This is a genomic window from Streptomyces sp. NPDC050439, from assembly GCF_040655335.1.
Classification (GTDB): Bacteria; Actinomycetota; Actinomycetes; order Streptomycetales; family Streptomycetaceae; genus Streptomyces.
Window position 1 is genome coordinate 328,644 of the sequence record NZ_JBFAJT010000008.1, and the last position, 17,385, is coordinate 346,028.

A 17,385-nucleotide genomic window follows, 5' to 3' on the forward strand; every position below is an offset into this window, starting at 1 on the left:
GGTTCAGCTCCCTGTGCTGCGGTACGAACGAAGGCCCGTGCGCCAGGCGAGGCCCGCGAGCGCGAGAAGGAGGGCGGCCACGAGCGGCGGCGTGAACGCCACCCACGTCGGCAGGTCCAGCGGATAGGGGCGCCCCAGGACGTACAGCGCGGGAATCCAGTTCACGAAGGCCAGCGGCAGAATGAAGGTGACGCCCCGCACCAGGTCCTTGGCGAAGACGGTCGGCGGGAACTGGAGCAGCGTGGTCCCTCCGTACGTGAAGGCGTTCTGCACCTCGGCCGCGTCCTGCGCCACGAACTGGAAGGCCGCGCCGCCCACGAACACGGCCGCGAAGATGCCCGCGCCGCAGAACAGCATCAGCGGGACCATCAACACCTTCACCGGGGTCCAGGCGATGTCCAGGACCACGAGGGCGTACACGAGGACGAGCGCGCCCTGCAGCAGGCGGCCGACGCGGTGCAGCCCGAAGCGGTCGGCGGCGACCTGCGCGATCACCGGGGCGGGCCGCACCAGGAGCGTGTCGAGCGTGCCGTCACGCACCCGCTTCCCGAGCCGGTCCATGGACCCGAGGGAGAGGTCGGCGAGCCCGAACGAGGTGCACGTGGCGCCGTACAGGAAGGCGATCTCGGACAGTGAGTAGCCGCCGAGGCGGTACACCTGGGAGAACATCAGCAGGATCGCCGCGAAGTCGAAGGCGGTCACCGCGAAGTTGCCGAACGCGGTCATCACGAAGGACAGCCGGTAGGCCATCAGGGAGCGGATCCACATGGCGGAGATCAGCCGATAGGCCCGCAGCCCGTCCCGCACCTGCGCAAGGCCTCCCCGCACGCGCGTCAGTTCAGCCACCCTGGACCACCACCCGACGCGTGGCCACGGCCTGAAGCAGCCGCCCGGCCGTGAGCAGCGCCGCGGCCCAGCCGATCTGGAAGACGTACGTCCGCACCAGGTCCACGCCCGTGTGCTTGCCGAGGAACACGTCGGCGGGCACCTGGAGCAGCGCCGACCAGGGCAGCGCGCGGGCGAACTCGCCGAGCGCGCCCGGGAAGACGTTCAGCGGGAGCAGCATCCCGGAGAAGAAGGTGCCCGCGAGCATCGCCACCTGGGTGGTGCCCGCGCCGTCCATCAGCCAGAACGCGGAGAGCGCCACCAGGAAACGGATCGCGAAGCTGACCAGGGCGCCGAGGACCACGGCGAGCACGAAGGCCAGCCAGCGCAGCGGTTCGGTGGGCAGGGCCAGGTCGAAGATGAGGGCGCCGACCACCATCGGCACGACACCGCGCCCGAGCAGCTGGAACAGGGCGCGGCCCAGGTCGGTCGCCAGCCACCAGAGCTGCAGGTCGGCGGGGCGGTACAGGTCGACGGCGATGTCCCCGGTACGGATGCGCTCGATCAGCTCGCCCTCGAAACCGCCGCCCATCAGCGCCATCACCGTGAGCAGCGCCTGCCCCAGCCACACGAACGTCAACGCCTGCGACTGGTCGTATCCGCCGAGCCCCGGCCGCTCGTCCCACAGGGCGATGTAGGTGTACGCGAGGATCAGCCCGAAGACGGTGTTGGTGAACACTCCCGCCAGGGTCGCCGTCCGGTAGGTCGCGTACCGTCTGAAGCCTCCCCGGGCGACGGCCGCGTACAAGCGGAACCGTCCTGTACGCACACGCATCCCCTTTAACGAGAGCCTTGACGAATTTGCGAGAGCCTTGACCGAAGCCCTGCCCCGGCCTGGGCCAAAGGGACGGAGCCTAGTGCGGACGTCATCGCTCGTGCCAGGCATTTTCCCCGCGCGGCGCGTGCCTGGCGGGGAACGCGTGAAGTGACAGTGTGCAATGGGTCGTACGAGGCGTACGTGACGTACGACGCGAACCGGGAGTTCCACGAGACATGAGCAGCGACGAGCCGCAGCAGCAGGGCGCCGGAAAACCCGAGGGATGGGCGCCCCGCGAACCCGTGGACACCCCGGCAGACACGGCGTCCGACACCCCGGCAGCCACCCCGGCCGACCCGGCGTCCGGCACGGCGTCCGACTCCCCGGAGGCCGCGGACGCCGAAGGCACCGGCAAGAAGGGCAAGAAGAAGCGCCCCAAGCGCAAGGGCTGGCGGCGGATCTTCCCCACCTGGCGCATGGTGCTCGGCGGCTTCATCCTGCTGATCCTGCTCTGCGTCGGCGGCTTCGTCGCCGGCTACATGATCGTCGAGATCCCGCCCGCCAACGCGGCGGCCACCGCCCAGAGCAACGTCTACCTCTACGCCGACGGCAGCCAACTGGCCCGCGACGGCGAGGTCAACCGCGAGAACGTCCCGCTGAGCCAGATCCCCAAGGAAGTCCAGCACGCCGCGCTCGCCGCCGAGGACCGCGACTTCTACAGCGAGTCGGCGGTCGACCCCAAGGCGATGATCCGCGCCGCCTACAACACCGTCACCGGCAAGGGAAAGCAGTCCGGATCGACGATCACCCAGCAGTTCGTGAAGAACTACTACCTCGGCCAGGAACAGACGGTCACCCGCAAGGCCAAGGAGTTCTTCATCTCCATCAAGCTGGACCGCGAGGTGAGCAAGGACGACATCCTTGCCGGGTATCTGAACACCAGCTACTTCGGACGCAACGCGTACGGCGTGCAGGCCGCGGCCCAGGCGTACTTCGGCGAGGACGTCAAGGACCTCGACACCGCGCAGGGCGCCTACCTCGCGACGCTCCTCAACTCCCCCAACGCCTACGACGTGGCGACCCACCCGGAGAACAAGAAGCGCGCCGAGGGCCGCTGGAACTACGTCCTGGACGGCATGGTCAAGGAGGGCTGGCTCAGCCCCGCCGAACGGGCGAAGGCCAAGTTCCCCGCGCCGAAGGAGGCCAAGGGCGCGTCCGGCCTCTCCGGCCAGCGCGGCTACCTCGTGCAGGCCGTCGAGGACTACCTGACGTCCAACGACATCGTCGACGAGGACACCCTGGCCAAGGGCGGCTACCGCATCACCACCACCCTCCAGAAGGACCGCCAGGACGCCTTCAAGGAAGCCGTCGACGAGCAGGTGATGTCCAAGATCGACAAGGACGCCCGCAAGGTCGACCGCAACGTACGCGCGGGCGGCGCCTCGATCGACCCCAAGACCGGCAAGGTCGTCGCGATGTACGGCGGCATCGACTACACCAAGCAGTACGTCAACAACGCCACCCGCCGCGACTACCAAGTGGGCTCCACCTTCAAGCCGTTCGTCTTCACCTCGGCCGTGGAGAACGGCTCCGTCACCCAGGACGGCCAGCTCATCACCCCCAACACGATCTACGACGGCACCAACAAGCGCCCCGTGCAGGGCTGGGACGGCGGGGCGTACGCCCCCGAGAACGAGGACGACGTCGACTACGGCGACATCACCGTCAGGACCGCCACCGACAAGTCCGTCAACTCCGTGTACGCGCAGATGGCCGTCGACGTCGGCTCGGACAAGGTCAAGGACACCGCCGTCGCCCTCGGCGTCCCCGGGAGCACCCCCGACCTGACCGCGTCCCCCTCCATCGCGCTCGGCCCGTCCACGGCCTCCGTCCTGGACATGACGGAGGCGTACGCGACGCTCGCCAACCACGGCAAGCACCCCACGTACACGATGGTCGAGAAGGTCACCAAGGGCGGCCAGGAGGTCGAACTCCCGGAGCCGAAGACCGCGCAGGCCGTCAGCCGCGAGGCCGCCGACACCACCACCTCGATCCTGCAGAGCGTCGTCGACGGCGGCACCGGCACGGCGGCCCAGGCCGCGGGCCGCCCCGCCGCCGGCAAGACCGGCACCGCCGAGGAGGACAAGGCGGCCTGGTTCGCGGGCTACACCCCCGAACTCGCCACCGTCGTCTCCGTGATGGGCCAGAACCCCGACACCGGCGCGCACACCCCGCTGTACGGGGCGCTCGGCGAGGCCCGCATCAACGGCGGCGGCTACCCCGCGCAGATCTGGGCGCAGTTCACCAGGGACGCCCTGGAGGGCGAGCCCGTGCAGGACTTCGAGCTGGAGCTGGAGGACGGCGCCGACGTGCCGCCCGTCCCGGACCCCACGGACACCGAGGAGGACCCGGCCACCGGCGGGGCCGTCACGGGCGGTGACGACACCACGCAGGGCCAGGACCAGGGCCAGACGGAGGGTCAGGATCAGGGCCAGACGCAGGGCCAGGACCAAGGTCAGACCGAGGGCCAGGACCAGGGGCAGACGCAAGGCCAGGACCAGGGGCAGACACAGGGCGGTCCGACGGACGGCGGCACCACCGACGGCTCGACGGCCGACGGCGGCGCCACCGCCGACGGAGGCGCCACCCAGGGCGGCCAGACCGACGGCTCCACCGCGGACGGCGGAACAGGCGTCGACGAAGGAGCCCTGGGCGGCGGCCTCACCGAAGGAACGGCGGCCAGAAGGAAGGGCGAGGGCAACCAGGCGTACTACGACTACTAGGGCCCGAGTACTAGTGACCCGAGGTGGCCTTCAGGCCCACCACGGCGACCAGCAGCAGCACCACGAAGAAGATCCGCGCGGCGGTGGCCGGCTCACCGAGCACCATCATCCCGACCACCGCCGCACCGGCAGCACCGATGCCGACCCACACGCCGTACGCCGTACCGATCGGCAGCGTCTTGGCGGCATGCGAGAGCAGCATCATGCTCGCGACGATCCCGAGGCCGGTGAACACGCTCGGCCACAGCCGGGTGAACCCCTCGGTGAACTTCATCCCGATCGACCAGCCCACTTCGAGCAGACCGGCGACGATCAACAGAACCCAGGCCACGACGGCACCTCCGACACGTGAGACGCGAGATCGCGTCACTTGAATGGGGGTGCGTCGTCTTTGCGGAAACCCGGTACGGCGCGTCTCGTCGGGGTCCTTCCAAGGTAGCAAAGGACACGCGTAAGGGGCTGGTGACCATGGTCACCAGCCCCTTACACACGCAATCGCGGACCGCTACAGATAAAGCCCCGTCGAGTCCTCGGAGCCCTCGAACCGGTCGGCGGCCACGGCATGCAGATCGCGCTCACGCATCAGCACGTACGCCACACCCCGCACCTCCACCTCGGCCCGGTCCTCCGGGTCGTACAGCACCCGGTCACCCGGCTCCACCGCCCGCACGTTCTGCCCCACGGCGACGACCTCCGCCCAGGCGAGACGCCTGCCGACGGCTGCGGTCGCGGGAATCAGAATGCCGCCGCCGGACCTGCGCTCACCCTCGGCGGTGTCCTGCCGCACGAGCACACGGTCGTGCAGCATCCGGATGGGCAGCTTGTCGTCGTGGGGGCTGTGTCCCCGGCTCTTGGCGCTCACGCCCCGAACCTACCTGCCGACGGCCCGCACGGACGATGCCGGGTCAGCCCTTGCGGCGCCGCGTGCTCACCGCGAGCATCCCCACCAGACCCACGACCACCAGCGCCACCGGCACGATGCGCTCCAGCCGGGGCGCACCGTCCTCGCGCACCAGCTGGGCCCGCACATCGGACACCACGCGGTTCGCACCGACGTACGCCCGCCCGAGGGAGTTGTCCACACTGGCGACGACCTTGGCCTTCGCGTCACCCACGATCGTCTTCGGGTGAACCCGCACCCCGATCTCGTCGAGCGTCTCGGCGAGCGTCACGCGACGGCGCTTGATGTCCGCCTCGATCTGCGCCGGGGTCCTGATATCCGACGTGTCCGACACCGCGCTGCCTCCGTGGTCGTGTCCGGCTGTCTGATCCTTCAGTACGTCTCGCCGACAGTCTGTCAGCTTCACGCGCACAGCACCCCACGGCACCCCTATTACGCTCGACTCCGTCACCAGACGTTTCACGAACATCCTGTTACGAGCACCCTGCGCGAGGAGACCGAAGATGAGCGAGCGACTCACCCCCGGCGACACGGCCCCGGCCTTCACCCTGCCGGACGCGGACGGCAACGAGGTCTCCCTCGCCGACCACAAGGGCCGCAAGGTCATCGTCTACTTCTACCCGGCCGCCCTCACCCCCGGCTGCACCAAGCAGGCCTGCGACTTCACGGACAACCTCGACGCCCTCGCCACCGCCGGCTACGACGTCATCGGCGTGTCCCCCGACAAGCCCGAGAAGCTGGCCAAGTTCCGCGAGCAGGAGAACCTCAAGGTCACGCTGGTCGGCGACCCCTCCAAGGAGACCCTGGAGGCCTACGGCGCCTTCGGCGAGAAGAAGCTCTACGGCAAGACCGTGACCGGCGTCATCCGCTCCACGGTCGTCGTCGACGAGGCAGGCAAGGTCGAGCACGCGTTCTACAACGTCAAGGCGACGGGACACGTGGCCAAGATCATCAAGGACCTCGGCATCTGACCCGGACCTTTTTCCCCTCAGCGACTGTGACGAACGCCCCCTTCAAAGGGGCGTTCGTTTGCGTCGGCCAAGTTCGAGCAAGTGATGCCAGGAGGATTGTTCGCAGAACGGAAGGACTACCCATGGCGGCCCACGACGAGGCAGCGGCCGACGCCGACGCGGTCAAGCGGCACCGCAACCTGTTCCGGGCCGTCAAACGGCGCAAAGACCCCCCGCTGCGCCGCACCGACATCACGGTCACGGACGAGGCCGCGGTCAAGCGAGCGGTCAAGGCCGCCTCGCTCGGCAACGCCATGGAATGGTTCGACTTCGGCATCTACAGCTACCTCGCCGTCACCATCGGCCACGTCTTCTTCCCGTCCGGGAACGACACGGTCCAGCTGATCTCGTCCTTCGCGACCTTCGCGGTGTCCTTCCTCGTACGCCCCATCGGCGGCATGGTCTTCGGCCCAATGGGCGACAAGATCGGCCGCAAGAAGGTCCTCGCCCTCACGATGATCCTCATGGCCATCGGCACCCTCGCCATCGGCCTGATCCCGTCCTACGCCACCATCGGCTTCTGGGCCCCGGTCCTGCTGATCTTCTTCCGCCTCGTCCAGGGCTTCTCCACCGGCGGTGAGTACGGCGGCGCGTCCACCTTCATCGCCGAGTACGCCCCCGACAAGCGCCGCGGCTTCTTCGGCAGCTTCCTGGAGATGGGCACCCTGGCCGGCTACACCGGCGCCGCCGGCCTCGTCCTCATCCTCAACAGCGCACTCGGCGCGGACACCATGGAGCAGTGGGGCTGGCGCGTCCCCTTCCTCGTCGCAGGACCCCTCGGCCTCGTCGGCCTCTACCTGCGGCTGAAGCTCGACGAGACACCCGCGTTCCAGAAGATGGAGGACGCCACCTTCCACGCGGCGTCCGAAGGCGCCTCCACCGTCGAGACGACCGCCAAGGGCGACCTCGCCAAGATCTTCCGCGAGCACTGGCCGACGCTGATCCTCTGCATCGCCCTCGTCGGCGCGTACAACATCACCGACTACATGCTCCTCTCCTACATGCCGACGTACCTCTCCGACGAACTCGGCTACGACGACTCGCACGGCCTGCTGATCCTCATCGGCACCATGATCGTGCTGATGCTGCTCATCACCCAGGTCGGCAAGCTCTCCGACCGCTTCGGCCGCAAGCCGCTCCTGATGACGGGCATGGTCAGCTTCTTCGTCATCTCCATCCCGGCGTTCCTCCTGATCAAGCAGGGCAGCCTGATCGCCGTCTCCGCCGGCATGCTCCTCCTGGGCCTTTCCCTCCTCTGCCTCCTCGGCACGATGTCGGCGACGCTCCCGGCCCTGTTCCCCACCTCGGTCCGCTACGGCTCCCTGTCGGTGGGCTACAACATCTCCGCCTCCCTCTTCGGCGGCACGGCCCCCCTGGTCATCACGTCCCTGATCAGCGTCACGGGCACGGACATGATCCCGGCGTACTACTCGATGGCGGCGGCGCTGGTCGGCATCATCGCGGTCTCCTGCATGAAGGAAACAGCCCAGAAGCCGCTGTCGGGCTCGCCGCCGTCGGTGGGCACAAAGGAGGAAGCAGCGGAAATGGTCGAGGCCGCGGCCCCGGTCCCGAGGTTCTGACCTCTCCCCCACACCCCTACCTCGCAGCGGTCCGCCCCACATCTCACAAGTGGGGCGGGCCGTTCCGCATTCCGGACGTGTGCACCGTGTGGCAGCACCGGTGAGTGGCCGGGACAGCCGATCACCTTGCAGATCGACCACGTCAACGGGGACTGGCGCGACAATCGACGGGAAAATCCGCGATACCTATGCCCCAACTGCCATGCATTGACAGAGGCGTGGTGCCGCCGGAAGGGGAAGACGCCTCTCGCCGGGTAGCCCGCCCTACCCGTACACTGAACGCCGCCGGTCAAACGTAATGACCGATTTTGAGCGGCCGTGATGGAATTTGGCAGTCATGCTGGGTTTAGGTCCCAGTGGGTTCACACCCGTGTGGGTTCGAATCCCACCGGCCGCACTGTCAACGGGCTGTGGGGTTGGCCATCTGATGGCCAACCCCACAGCCCGTTCGCGTCAGCCCAGCAGCTCCCGCACCACCGGCACCAGCCCCCTGAACGCCTTCCCCCGGTGGCTGATCGCGTTCTTTTCCTCCGCGGACAGTTCCGCGCACGTCCGCGTCTCCCCCTCCGGCTGGAGGATCGGGTCGTAGCCGAAGCCGCCCGAGCCGGACGGGGTGTGGCGGAGGGTGCCGCGCAGTTGGCCCTCCACCACCCTTTCCGTGCCGTCCGGGAGGGCGAGGGCCGCCGCGCAGGCGAAGTGGGCTCCCCGGTGGGTGTCCGCGTCGATGTCGCCCAACTGGGCAAGCAGCAGCTGCAGGTTCGCGGCGTCGTCGCCGTGCTTGCCCGCCCAGCGGGCGGAGAAGATGCCGGGGGCTCCGCCGAGGACGTCGACGCAGAGGCCGGAGTCGTCGGCGACGGCGGGCAGGCCGGTGGCCTTGGCGAGGGCGTGTGCCTTGAGGAGGGCGTTTTCGGCGAAGGTGACGCCGGTTTCCCTGACGTCGGGGATCTCGGGGTAGGCGTCCGCGCCGACGAGCTCATGCGTGAGGCCTGCGTCGGCGAGGATCGCCTTGAGTTCCGTGATCTTGCCGGCGTTGCGGGTGGCGAGGATGAGGCGGGTCATGGCGTCCAGTATCCAAGCCTCAAGAAGTTACGGCGTGCAGACCTTGGTCAGTTCGCTCGTCGCGTCCACGATCGGCTTGAGGTCGGGGGTCGCGTCGCCGTTGTTGATGGAGTCGCGGACGTTGCCGACGGCCTTGTCGAGGTCGTCGACGGCCTTGTTCACATCGGTGTTGTCGGTCTTGTCGCCGATCTCGTCGATGTTCTTGTCGATCTTGTCGAGTGCCTCGTCCGCCTGCGTGGGGTCGTCGCCGGCCTTTTCGAGCGCCTGCTGGAGGTCGGTGACGCTGTCGGCGATGGCGTCGGCGGTCTGGACGCAGTCGAGGGCCTTGTTGACGGCGTCGCAACCGACAAGGCCGATGCCCGCCGGTACGGCGATCAGAAGTGCGGTGATGGCGGTGGCTGTACGGCGGTGACGCGCGGCCATGCTTGGGTCCCTCCCCGGGTGCTGTACGGGCGCACGGCTTTGCCCGTGCGCCCGTATTCGTTAGAACGCGTGTGGGGGGTCCGATGGTTGCTTGCCGGGCGGTGGGGTTGCCGGAAGGCGGTGGCGCCCGTCGTCGGCCGCGTCCGTCGTGCTACTTGGTTGCTTCGAGTGCTTCGCGCTGGAACCTGGCGAGGTCCTCGCAGCCGCCGACGGCGAGGTCGAGGAGCGCGTTGAGTTCCTTGCGGTCGAAGGGCTCGGCCTCGGCGGTGCCCTGGACCTCGACGAAGCGGCCGTCGCCGGTGCAGACGACGTTCATGTCGGTGTCGGCCTTGACGTCTTCCTCGTAGCGGAGGTCGAGGAGGGGGACACCGCCGACGATCCCGACGGAGACGGCGGAGACGGTGTCGGTGAGGGGCTTGCGGCCGGCCTTGATGAGCTTCTTGCCCTGGGCCCAGGCGACGGCGTCGGCGAGGGCGACGTAGGCGCCGGTGATGGCGGCGGTGCGGGTGCCGCCGTCGGCCTGGAGGACGTCGCAGTCGAGGACGATGGTGTTCTCGCCGAGGGCCTTGTAGTCGATGACGGCGCGCAGTGAACGTCCGATGAGGCGGGAGATCTCGTGGGTGCGGCCGCCGATCTTGCCGCGTACGGATTCGCGGTCGCCGCGGGTGTTGGTGGAGCGGGGGAGCATCGAGTATTCGGCGGTGACCCAGCCTTCGCCGCTGCCCTTGCGCCAGCGGGGGACGCCCTCCGTGACGGAGGCGGTGCAGAAGACCTTGGTGTCGCCGAAGGAGATGAGGACGGAGCCTTCGGCGTGCTTGCTCCAGCCGCGTTCGATGGTGATCGGGCGGAGTTGTTCGGGGGTGCGGCCGTCGATTCGAGGTGCGGAGAGCGGCGTGGAGAGAGGCGTGGAGGACATGCGGTCGAGCCTATCGGCACATGGCTGAGGGCCCTGACCGGTTGTCGGCAGGGCCCTCGGCGATAGATCCAGTTGGATCCAGTTGAGTTCAGCTGAACTCAGCTGTTCACATCATGTCTTCGATGTCTGCGGCGATGGGGTCGGCGTCGGTGCCGATGACGACCTGGATCGCGGTGCCCATCTTGACGACTCCGTGGGCGCCTGCGGCCTTCAGCGCGGCGTCGTCGACGAGGCTCGGGTCGTGGACCTCGGTGCGGAGGCGGGTGATGCAGCCCTCGACCTCTTCGATGTTCTCGATGCCGCCGAGCCCGGCGACGATCTTCTCAGCCTTGCTGGCCATGGTGTTCTCCCTGTTCTTAAAGGACGCGGCCTCACCACACCGTAGGTCCGCTTTGTCACGGTAACGCACGGTTGGAGCATCTTCGCGGGCGGCTACGGCACTCGTACCCAATGATGGCGATCAAGGTGCCATCCCCACGGCAATCCTCATGCCACTCCTGCCGGGACGGCACCGCACTCGTTCCGCAACTGGTCTACACCAGTTTTCAACGCCCGCCAAACCTGGCTTGTTCCGGAGGGGACGCCGATGAGTACCGACGCAGCAGCGGTGCCGCAGAAGAAGTGGTGGAACGGCCTGTTCCAGGGCCTGCAGAAGATGGGCCGCAGCCTCCAGCTCCCCATCGCCGTGCTCCCCGCCGCCGGCATCCTCAACCGTCTCGGGCAGCCGGACGTCTTCGGCGCGGACGGTCTCGGCTGGGACAACGTCGCCAAGGTCTTCGCGGCGGCGGGTGGTTCCCTGCTGGACTCCACGCTCGGTCTGCCCCTGCTGTTCTGCATCGGTGTCGCGATCGGCATGGCCAAGAAGTCGGACGGTTCCACGGCGCTCGCCGCGGTGGTGGGCTTCCTCGTGTACTACGCGGTCCTGCGCGCCTTCCCCGACGACTGCCCGGCGGACACCACGTTCGGGGCGGCAGGCATGTGGAGCGGGGTCTGCATCGCGGAGGACGGCACTCCCGCGCAGGCCGCGTACCAGAACCCAGGGGTGTTCGGCGGCATCGTGATGGGGCTGCTCGCCGCGTGGTTCTGGCAGCGCTATCACCGCGTGAAGCTGGTCGACTGGCTGGGCTTCTTCAACGGGCGCCGTCTTGTGCCGATCATCATGGCCTTCGTCGGCCTGGTCTTCGCGGGGCTGTGCGTGTGGGTCTGGCCGCCGATCGGTGACGGGCTGACCAGCTTCTCCAAGTGGCTCGTGGACCTGGGGTGGCTGGGCTCCGGGATCTTCGGCGTGGCCAACCGCGCGCTGCTCACCATCGGTCTGCACCAGTTCCTGAACACGTTCGTCTGGTTCCAGTTCGGTGACTACGAGAAGCCCGACGGCACGATGGTCCACGGTGACATCAACCGGTTCCTGGCGGGCGACCCGACGGCGGGTCAGTTCACGTCGGGCTTCTTCCCGATCATGATGTTCGCGCTGCCCGCGGCGGCCCTGGCGATCACCCACGCGGCCCGGCCGGAGCGCCGCAAGGTGGTCGGCGGTCTGATGCTGTCGGTCGGTCTGACGTCGTTCGTCACCGGCATCACCGAGCCGATCGAGTACTCGTTCCTCTTCATCGCGCCCGCGCTGTACGCGATCCACGCGGTGCTCACCGGCGTCTCGATGGCGGTGACGTGGGCGCTGGGGGTCAAGGACGGCTTCAGCTTCTCGGCGGGTCTCATCGACTACGTCATCAACTGGAGTCTGGCGACCAAACCCTGGCTGATCATTCCCATCGGGCTCGTGTTCGCCGTCGTGTACTACGTCCTGTTCAGCTTCGTGATCCGCAAGTTCGACCTGCATACGCCGGGTCGCGAGCCGGAGGAGGAAGCGGAAGCTCAGGACGCGGAGCAGACGAAGGCTTAGCCGCTGGCAGGGCCGTCGTCCCGGCCTATCCCCGCGTCGCACCGGAAGGCCCCAGGACCCTGTGGTCCCTGGGGTCTTTCGACGTTAATTTCGCGTTATGGCGGACCCCACAAAACTCGTGGGTTCCTTACGTCACCTTCACCGTGCTACAACAGGTCTACACCACTTAATGGTGTAGACCACGCGGCCGTCCGCCGCGACCCCCGGAGACGCCGCCGTCACCCACTTCTCTGTCCCCAGGCGGCGCCTTGCCCACTGGAGGAAGTTGTGTCCACGGCCAGTGCCGCCCCCGCGGCCGACAAGAAGAAGGGCTCCGGCGCGATGGCTGTCATGCAGCGCATCGGCCGCAGCCTCATGCTGCCGGTCGCCGTGCTGCCCGCAGGCGCCCTGCTCGTCCGGCTCGGCAACCCCGACATGCTCGGACGCCCGTCGTTCCCGGACTTCATCACGAAGATCGCGAGCTTCATGGCCGCGGGTGGCAACGCCATCCTCGACAACATGGCGCTGCTGTTCGCCGTCGGCATCGCGATCGGCTTCGCCAAGAAGTCGGACGGCTCGACGGCCCTGGCCGCCGTCACCGGCTACCTGGTCTTCAAGAACGTGCTGGCCACGTTCACCGACCCGAACCTCGAGAAGATCGCGAAGGTCGTCGACGGCAAGATAGTCATGACCGAGGCCCCGGTGGACGCCAAGGTCCTCGGCGGTGTCGTGATGGGCATCGTCGTCGCCCTGCTCTACCAGAAGTTCTACCGGACCAAGCTGCCCGACTGGGCCGGCTTCTTCGGCGGCCGCCGCCTCGTCCCGATCCTGTCGGCCTTCGCGGGCCTGCTCCTCGGCATCGTCTTCGGTTACATCTGGCCGGTCCTCGGCACGGGTCTGCACAACTTCGGTGAGTGGCTCGTCGGTTCCGGCGCCGTGGGCGCGGGCATCTTCGGTGTCGCCAACCGCGCGCTGATCCCGGTCGGCATGCACCACCTCCTGAACTCCTTCCCGTGGTTCCAGGCCGGTTCGTACGAGGGCAAGAGCGGCGACATCAACCGCTTCCTCGCGGGTGACCCGACCGCCGGACAGTTCATGACCGGCTTCTTCCCGATCATGATGTTCGCGCTTCCCGCGGCCTGCCTCGCGATCGTCCACTGCGCCCGCCCCGAGCGCCGCAAGGTCGTCGGCGGCATGATGTTCTCGCTCGCGCTCACCGCCTTCGTGACCGGTGTGACCGAGCCGATCGAGTTCACGTTCATGTTCATCGCCCCGGTCCTGTACGCGATCCACGCGGTGCTCACCGGTGTCTCCATGGCGCTGACCTGGGCGCTCGGCATGAAGGACGGCTTCGGCTTCTCGGCGGGAGCGGTCGACTTCTTCCTCAACCTCGGCATCGCGAGCAACCCATGGGGCCTGGCCCTGGTGGGCCTCTGCTTCGCCGCGGTCTACTACGTGGTCTTCCGCTTCGCGATCACCAAGTGGAACCTCCCGACGCCGGGCCGCGAGTCCGACGAGGAGCTCGCCGAGATCCTCAAGGCCGAGGCGAAGTAGCCTCCCGCCCCATCTCGGGACGTAAGCCCCGCACCGTTGCGACCAACGGTGCGGGGTTTCGTCGTGTCCGGCGGCTTACGGTCGGAGGATGACCACCCCCCAGGCACCCGAGGCCCCCAAGACCCCCCGCATCCTCGACCTCGACCGCGACCGGCTCGCCGCCCTCCGTGGTCGTGCCCTGACCGAGTCGGTCGCCGCCGCCGAGGGCCGCACCATGGTCGGCGAGGTCTTCGCCGACCGGGCCGCCCTCGTCCCCATGCCGGGCATGCCCGGTGTGCACAACGCAGAGCTCGTCGCGGCCTTCGGCGCCGACATCGTCGTGCTGAACCTGATCGAGCGGGCCTGGGACGGAGAGCGGCTCGACCTGCCGGGCCTCGGCACGTTCGACTCCATCGCCGAGCTCGCCGCCTTCATCGGCCGGCCCGTCGGCATCAATCTGGAGCCCGGTGACGTCCCCGAGATCCGCCGCGCCAAGCCCGAGTACGCCAGAAGGCTCATCGACATGGGTGCGGCGATGCTCTGCCTGACGGCGAATCCGGGGACGGGCGGTTCGTACGAGGGGCTCGCGCGGGTCACGGAGGAGCTGCGGCAAGGCCTCGGTGACGACGTCGCGCTGTGGAGCGGCAAGATGCATCATGCGGGGCACCCGGAGCGGGTCACGGCCGCCCGGCTGACCTCGCTGGTGGACGCGGGCGCGGACGGTGTCGTGATGCCGCTGCCCGGGACGCTGCCCGGTGTCACCAAGGAGCTGGCCGCCGAGGCGGTGGCCGCGGTGCAGGACGCGGGGGCGGTGGTGATGGGGGCGATCGGCACCAGCCAGGAGGGCTCCCACGCGAACGTGGTGCCACAGCTCGCCCTGAACGCGAAGGAAGTGGGTGTCGACGCCCACCACTTCGGTGACTCCTACCTGCCGGGCATGTGCGATCCGGAGGTCATGTACGCGTACTCGGTCGCGATCCGCGGCCGCCGCCACACCTGGAACAGGATGGCGCTTGGCGGCCGCGGGACCAGGCGCCCGGCAGAGAGCCGTTAGATCTCGTACGTCCGGCCGGGCGCGGCGAGTTCGGTGGGGCCGTCGTACACCGAGCGCGCGTCCGCCAGGTTCACCTGCGGGTCCGTCCACGGCGGGATGTGGGTGAGGACCAGGCGCCCGGCGCCCGCGCGCCGGGCGGACTCGCCGGCCTCGCGGCCGTTGAGGTGCAGGTCGGGGATGTTCTCCTTGCCGTGCGTGAAGGCCGCCTCGCAGAGGAACAGGTCGGTGTCGGCGGCCAGTTCGTCGAGCGCGCCGCACACCCCGGTGTCTCCCGAGTACGTGAGGGACCTGCCCCCGTGCTCGACGCGGATGCCGTACGCCTCGACGGGGTGGTGGACCTTCTCCGTGCGGACCGAGAAGGGGCCGATGTCGAACGAGGCCGGCTTGACGGTGTGGAAGTCGAAGACCTCGCTCATCGAGGAGGCCGAGGGGGTGTCGGCGTACGCGGTGGTCAGGCGCTGTTCGGTGCCCTCGGGTCCGTAGACCGGGATGGGGGCGCAGCGGCCGCCTTCGTGCCGGTAGTAGCGCGCCACGAAGTAGGCGCACATGTCGATGCAGTGGTCGGCGTGCAGGTGGCTGAGGAAGATCGCGTCCAGGTCGTACAGACCGACGTGGCGCTGCAGCTCGCCGAGGGCGCCATTGCCCATGTCGAGCAGCAGCCGGAAGCCGTCGGCCTCTACGAGGTAGCTCGAACAGGCCGAGTCCGCGGACGGAAACGACCCCGAGCAGCCGACGACGGTGAGCTTCATGGAGCGGAAACCTCCGGGGGCGGAACGGGGGTTGTGCGGGGGCCTTGCGGGGGCTCGCGAAGGGCCTGCGACAGGCTCTTCGAGGAGTTCTGCGGTCCGTCGAGCGTAAGGCGCAAAAGGTCCGGTCGCTCCTCCGTCGTGGGCCGTTGTGGGAGAACTCACCTGCGCTGTCACCGGTTCGGGGGGCGCGCGGGGCGGGGAGCGCCCCGGTACCGTCTGCGGTATGGATACGTCATGGTGGCTCGCCCTGGCCGCCGTGGTGGTGCTCGCGGCGGTCGCCGCGTTGGTGGACGGCCGGGGTCGCAGCGACCGCGGTCCCCGCGCGCGGACCACCCGGCCGCCGGGCCGTCCACGCGGCCCGCGGCGCAGGCTGCCCGCGCCGAGACCGGCGGAGATCTGGTGGGCGCGGGTGCCGTACGAGGACGGCCCGGGGGCGAAGGACCGGCCGTGTCTGGTGCTTTCGGTGCGGGGCGAGAGCGCGGTCGTCGCGAAGATCACCAGCAAGTACCACGACGAGCGGGGCGGGGTGATTCCGCTGCCGCCCGGGTCGGTGGGGGATGCGCGGGGCCGCCCGAGTTTCCTGGAGACGGACGAGCTGCGGGACGTGCCGGTGTGGGAGTTCCGCAGGCGGGCGGGGGTCGTGGATCCGGCGCTGTGGGATCAGGTGCGGCATCTGGCCGGGTAGGGCGGGCGGGGCAGGGCGGCCCCTGCGGGGCTTTCCCCAGCCCCGCCCATTCCCGGCTGTGACATCTGCGGCCGTGCCGCGTGGGGGCTCAGCCCCGGACCCGCCCGCCCCGGACCCCGGCTCTCGGCCCGGGACATCTCCGGCTGCGCCGAGCTCGTCCTCAAACGCCGGACGGGCCGGAGACATCCAGCCCGTCCATCGTTCGCCGGGTCGCGCCTACGCCCAGAGTTGGCCCTGCACCGTTTCGATGGCTTCCTCGGTCGTCGCCGCGGTGTAGACGCCCGTCGACAAGTACTTCCAGCCACCGTCGGCCACCACGAAGGCGATGTCGGCGGACTCCCCCGCGGCCACCGCCTTCTTGCCGACGCCGATCGCGGCGTGCAGCGCGGCGCCGGTGGAGACGCCGGCGAAGATGCCCTCCTGCTGGAGGAGCTCACGGGTCCGTGTCACCGCGTCGGCCGAGCCGACCGAGAAGCGGCTGGTCAGGACCGACGCGTCGTACAGCTCGGGCACGAAGCCCTCGTCGAGGTTGCGCAGGCCGTACACGAGGTCGTCGTAGCGGGGCTCCGCGGCGACGATCTTGATGTCCGGCTTCTGCTCGCGCAGGAAGCGGCCGACGCCCATGAGCGTGCCCGTCGTGCCGAGGCCCGCCACGAAGTGGGTGATGGAGGGCAGGTCGGCGAGGATCTCGGGGCCGGTGCCCGCGTAGTGCGCGCCCGCGTTGTCCGGGTTGCCGTACTGGTAGAGCATGACCCAGTCCGGGTGCTCGGCGGAGAGCTCCTTGGCGACGCGTACCGCCGTGTTGGAGCCTCCGGCCGCCGGGGACGAGATGATCTCCGCACCCCACATGGCGAGGAGGTCGCGCCGCTCCTGTGAGGTGTTCTCCGGCATGACGCACACGATGCGGTAGCCCTTGAGCTTGGCCGCCATGGCGAGCGAGATGCCCGTGTTGCCGGACGTCGGCTCCAGGATCGTGCAGCCGGGCGTCAACCGCCCGTCCTTCTCCGCCTGTTCGACCATGTGCAGCGCCGGGCGGTCCTTGATGGAACCGGTGGGGTTACGGTCCTCCAGCTTCGCCCAGATGCGGACGTCGTCGGACGGGGAGAGCCGCGGCAGGCGGACGAGGGGCGTGTTGCCCACGGCCGCCAGCGGGGAGTCGTAGCGAGGCATC

General features: G+C 68.9%; 18 protein-coding genes, 1 tRNA gene and 1 riboswitch. Of the genes, 8 read left to right on the forward strand and 11 right to left on the reverse strand.

The window, feature by feature from the left end; genetic code table 11:
• Window positions 1–3: 3 nt before the first annotated feature.
• Entirely contained in the window at window positions 4–846 is an 843-nt protein-coding gene (locus tag AB0I66_RS31805; protein WP_363211417.1) for an ABC transporter permease, read from the reverse strand.
• The gene (locus tag AB0I66_RS31810; protein ID WP_363211418.1) at window positions 839–1,660 is read right to left on the reverse strand and encodes an ABC-2 family transporter protein; all 822 of its coding nucleotides are present in this window, start codon (window positions 1,658–1,660) and stop codon (window positions 839–841) included. Before AB0I66_RS31810 ends, AB0I66_RS31805 begins: the two co-directional genes overlap by 8 nt.
• 218 nt (window positions 1,661–1,878) lie before the next feature.
• Between AB0I66_RS31810 and AB0I66_RS31815 the strand changes: the two genes are divergently transcribed.
• Entirely contained in the window at window positions 1,879–4,425 is a 2,547-nt protein-coding gene (locus AB0I66_RS31815; protein ID WP_363211419.1) for a transglycosylase domain-containing protein, read from the forward strand.
• A gap of 10 nt (window positions 4,426–4,435) precedes the next feature.
• On the opposite strand, the gene AB0I66_RS31820 is transcribed toward AB0I66_RS31815, so the two are convergent.
• From AB0I66_RS31820 to AB0I66_RS31830, 3 genes are all read right to left on the reverse strand, one after another.
• Window positions 4,436–4,756 carry an SMR family transporter gene (locus AB0I66_RS31820; RefSeq protein ID WP_160505255.1) on the reverse strand — a complete coding sequence of 107 codons (321 nt, stop codon included), beginning with the start codon at window positions 4,754–4,756 and terminating at the stop codon, window positions 4,436–4,438.
• A gap of 48 nt (window positions 4,757–4,804) precedes the next feature.
• A riboswitch (guanidine-III (ykkC-III) riboswitch) is annotated at window positions 4,805–4,875 on the reverse strand.
• 55 nt (window positions 4,876–4,930) lie between these two features.
• On the reverse strand, window positions 4,931–5,287 hold the full coding sequence (locus AB0I66_RS31825; RefSeq protein ID WP_363211420.1) for a co-chaperone GroES: 357 nt from the start codon (window positions 5,285–5,287) through the stop codon (window positions 4,931–4,933).
• A 43-nt stretch (window positions 5,288–5,330) separates the two neighbouring features.
• On the reverse strand, window positions 5,331–5,660 hold the full coding sequence (locus AB0I66_RS31830) for a DUF3618 domain-containing protein (protein WP_363211421.1): 330 nt from the start codon (window positions 5,658–5,660) through the stop codon (window positions 5,331–5,333).
• 169 nt (window positions 5,661–5,829) lie between these two features.
• On the opposite strand from AB0I66_RS31830, the gene bcp reads away from it, so the two are divergent.
• The 3 genes from bcp to AB0I66_RS31845 all read left to right on the forward strand — a co-directional run bounded on the left by bcp (window position 5,830) and on the right by AB0I66_RS31845 (window position 8,313).
• Window positions 5,830–6,297, forward strand: a complete 468-nt coding sequence (gene bcp / locus AB0I66_RS31835; protein ID WP_363211422.1) for a thioredoxin-dependent thiol peroxidase — start codon at window positions 5,830–5,832, stop codon at window positions 6,295–6,297.
• Between the two features lie 122 nt (window positions 6,298–6,419).
• A complete protein-coding gene (gene proP, locus AB0I66_RS31840; RefSeq protein WP_363211423.1) occupies window positions 6,420–7,916 on the forward strand; it encodes a glycine betaine/L-proline transporter ProP in 1,497 nt (498 codons plus the stop codon).
• 312 nt (window positions 7,917–8,228) lie between these two features.
• Window positions 8,229–8,313: transfer RNA gene (locus tag AB0I66_RS31845), tRNA-Leu, on the forward strand.
• 56 nt (window positions 8,314–8,369) lie between these two features.
• Here the strand turns inward: AB0I66_RS31845 and rdgB are convergent.
• The 4 genes from rdgB to AB0I66_RS31865 form a co-directional block, all read right to left on the reverse strand.
• On the reverse strand, window positions 8,370–8,975 hold the full coding sequence (gene rdgB / locus AB0I66_RS31850) for an RdgB/HAM1 family non-canonical purine NTP pyrophosphatase (RefSeq protein WP_363211424.1): 606 nt from the start codon (window positions 8,973–8,975) through the stop codon (window positions 8,370–8,372).
• Window positions 8,976–9,002: 27 nt separating this feature from the next.
• Window positions 9,003–9,398, reverse strand: coding sequence for a hypothetical protein (locus AB0I66_RS31855; RefSeq protein ID WP_363211425.1), 396 nt, complete (start codon window positions 9,396–9,398; stop codon window positions 9,003–9,005).
• 151 nt (window positions 9,399–9,549) lie between these two features.
• Entirely contained in the window at window positions 9,550–10,314 is a 765-nt protein-coding gene (gene rph / locus AB0I66_RS31860) for a ribonuclease PH (RefSeq protein WP_363211426.1), read from the reverse strand.
• Window positions 10,315–10,420: 106 nt separating this feature from the next.
• A complete protein-coding gene (locus tag AB0I66_RS31865) occupies window positions 10,421–10,723 on the reverse strand; it encodes a PTS glucose/sucrose transporter subunit IIB (RefSeq protein WP_363211428.1) in 303 nt (100 codons plus the stop codon).
• Between the two features lie 177 nt (window positions 10,724–10,900).
• On the opposite strand from AB0I66_RS31865, the gene AB0I66_RS31870 reads away from it, so the two are divergent.
• The 3 genes from AB0I66_RS31870 to AB0I66_RS31880 all read left to right on the forward strand — a co-directional run bounded on the left by AB0I66_RS31870 (window position 10,901) and on the right by AB0I66_RS31880 (window position 14,780).
• Entirely contained in the window at window positions 10,901–12,214 is a 1,314-nt protein-coding gene (locus tag AB0I66_RS31870; RefSeq protein WP_363211430.1) for a PTS transporter subunit EIIC, read from the forward strand.
• 267 nt (window positions 12,215–12,481) lie between these two features.
• Window positions 12,482–13,747, forward strand: a complete 1,266-nt coding sequence (locus tag AB0I66_RS31875) for a PTS transporter subunit EIIC (RefSeq protein ID WP_363211431.1) — start codon at window positions 12,482–12,484, stop codon at window positions 13,745–13,747.
• An 88-nt stretch (window positions 13,748–13,835) separates the two neighbouring features.
• The gene (locus tag AB0I66_RS31880) at window positions 13,836–14,780 is read left to right on the forward strand and encodes a hypothetical protein (RefSeq protein WP_363211432.1); all 945 of its coding nucleotides are present in this window, start codon (window positions 13,836–13,838) and stop codon (window positions 14,778–14,780) included.
• Here the strand turns inward: AB0I66_RS31880 and AB0I66_RS31885 are convergent.
• A complete protein-coding gene (locus tag AB0I66_RS31885) occupies window positions 14,777–15,529 on the reverse strand; it encodes an MBL fold metallo-hydrolase (RefSeq protein WP_363211433.1) in 753 nt (250 codons plus the stop codon). The two genes, AB0I66_RS31880 and AB0I66_RS31885, sit on opposite strands and share 4 nt — an antisense overlap.
• Window positions 15,530–15,752: 223 nt before the next feature.
• On the opposite strand from AB0I66_RS31885, the gene AB0I66_RS31890 reads away from it, so the two are divergent.
• On the forward strand, window positions 15,753–16,214 hold the full coding sequence (locus tag AB0I66_RS31890) for a type II toxin-antitoxin system PemK/MazF family toxin (protein ID WP_363211434.1): 462 nt from the start codon (window positions 15,753–15,755) through the stop codon (window positions 16,212–16,214).
• Window positions 16,215–16,430: 216 nt separating this feature from the next.
• Here AB0I66_RS31890 and AB0I66_RS31895 read toward each other — a convergent pair whose 3' ends face one another.
• Window positions 16,431–17,384 (reverse strand): cysteine synthase, encoded by a 954-nt coding sequence (locus AB0I66_RS31895; protein WP_363211436.1) that lies wholly within the window; start codon window positions 17,382–17,384, stop codon window positions 16,431–16,433.
• Window position 17,385: the final 1 nt, after the last annotated feature.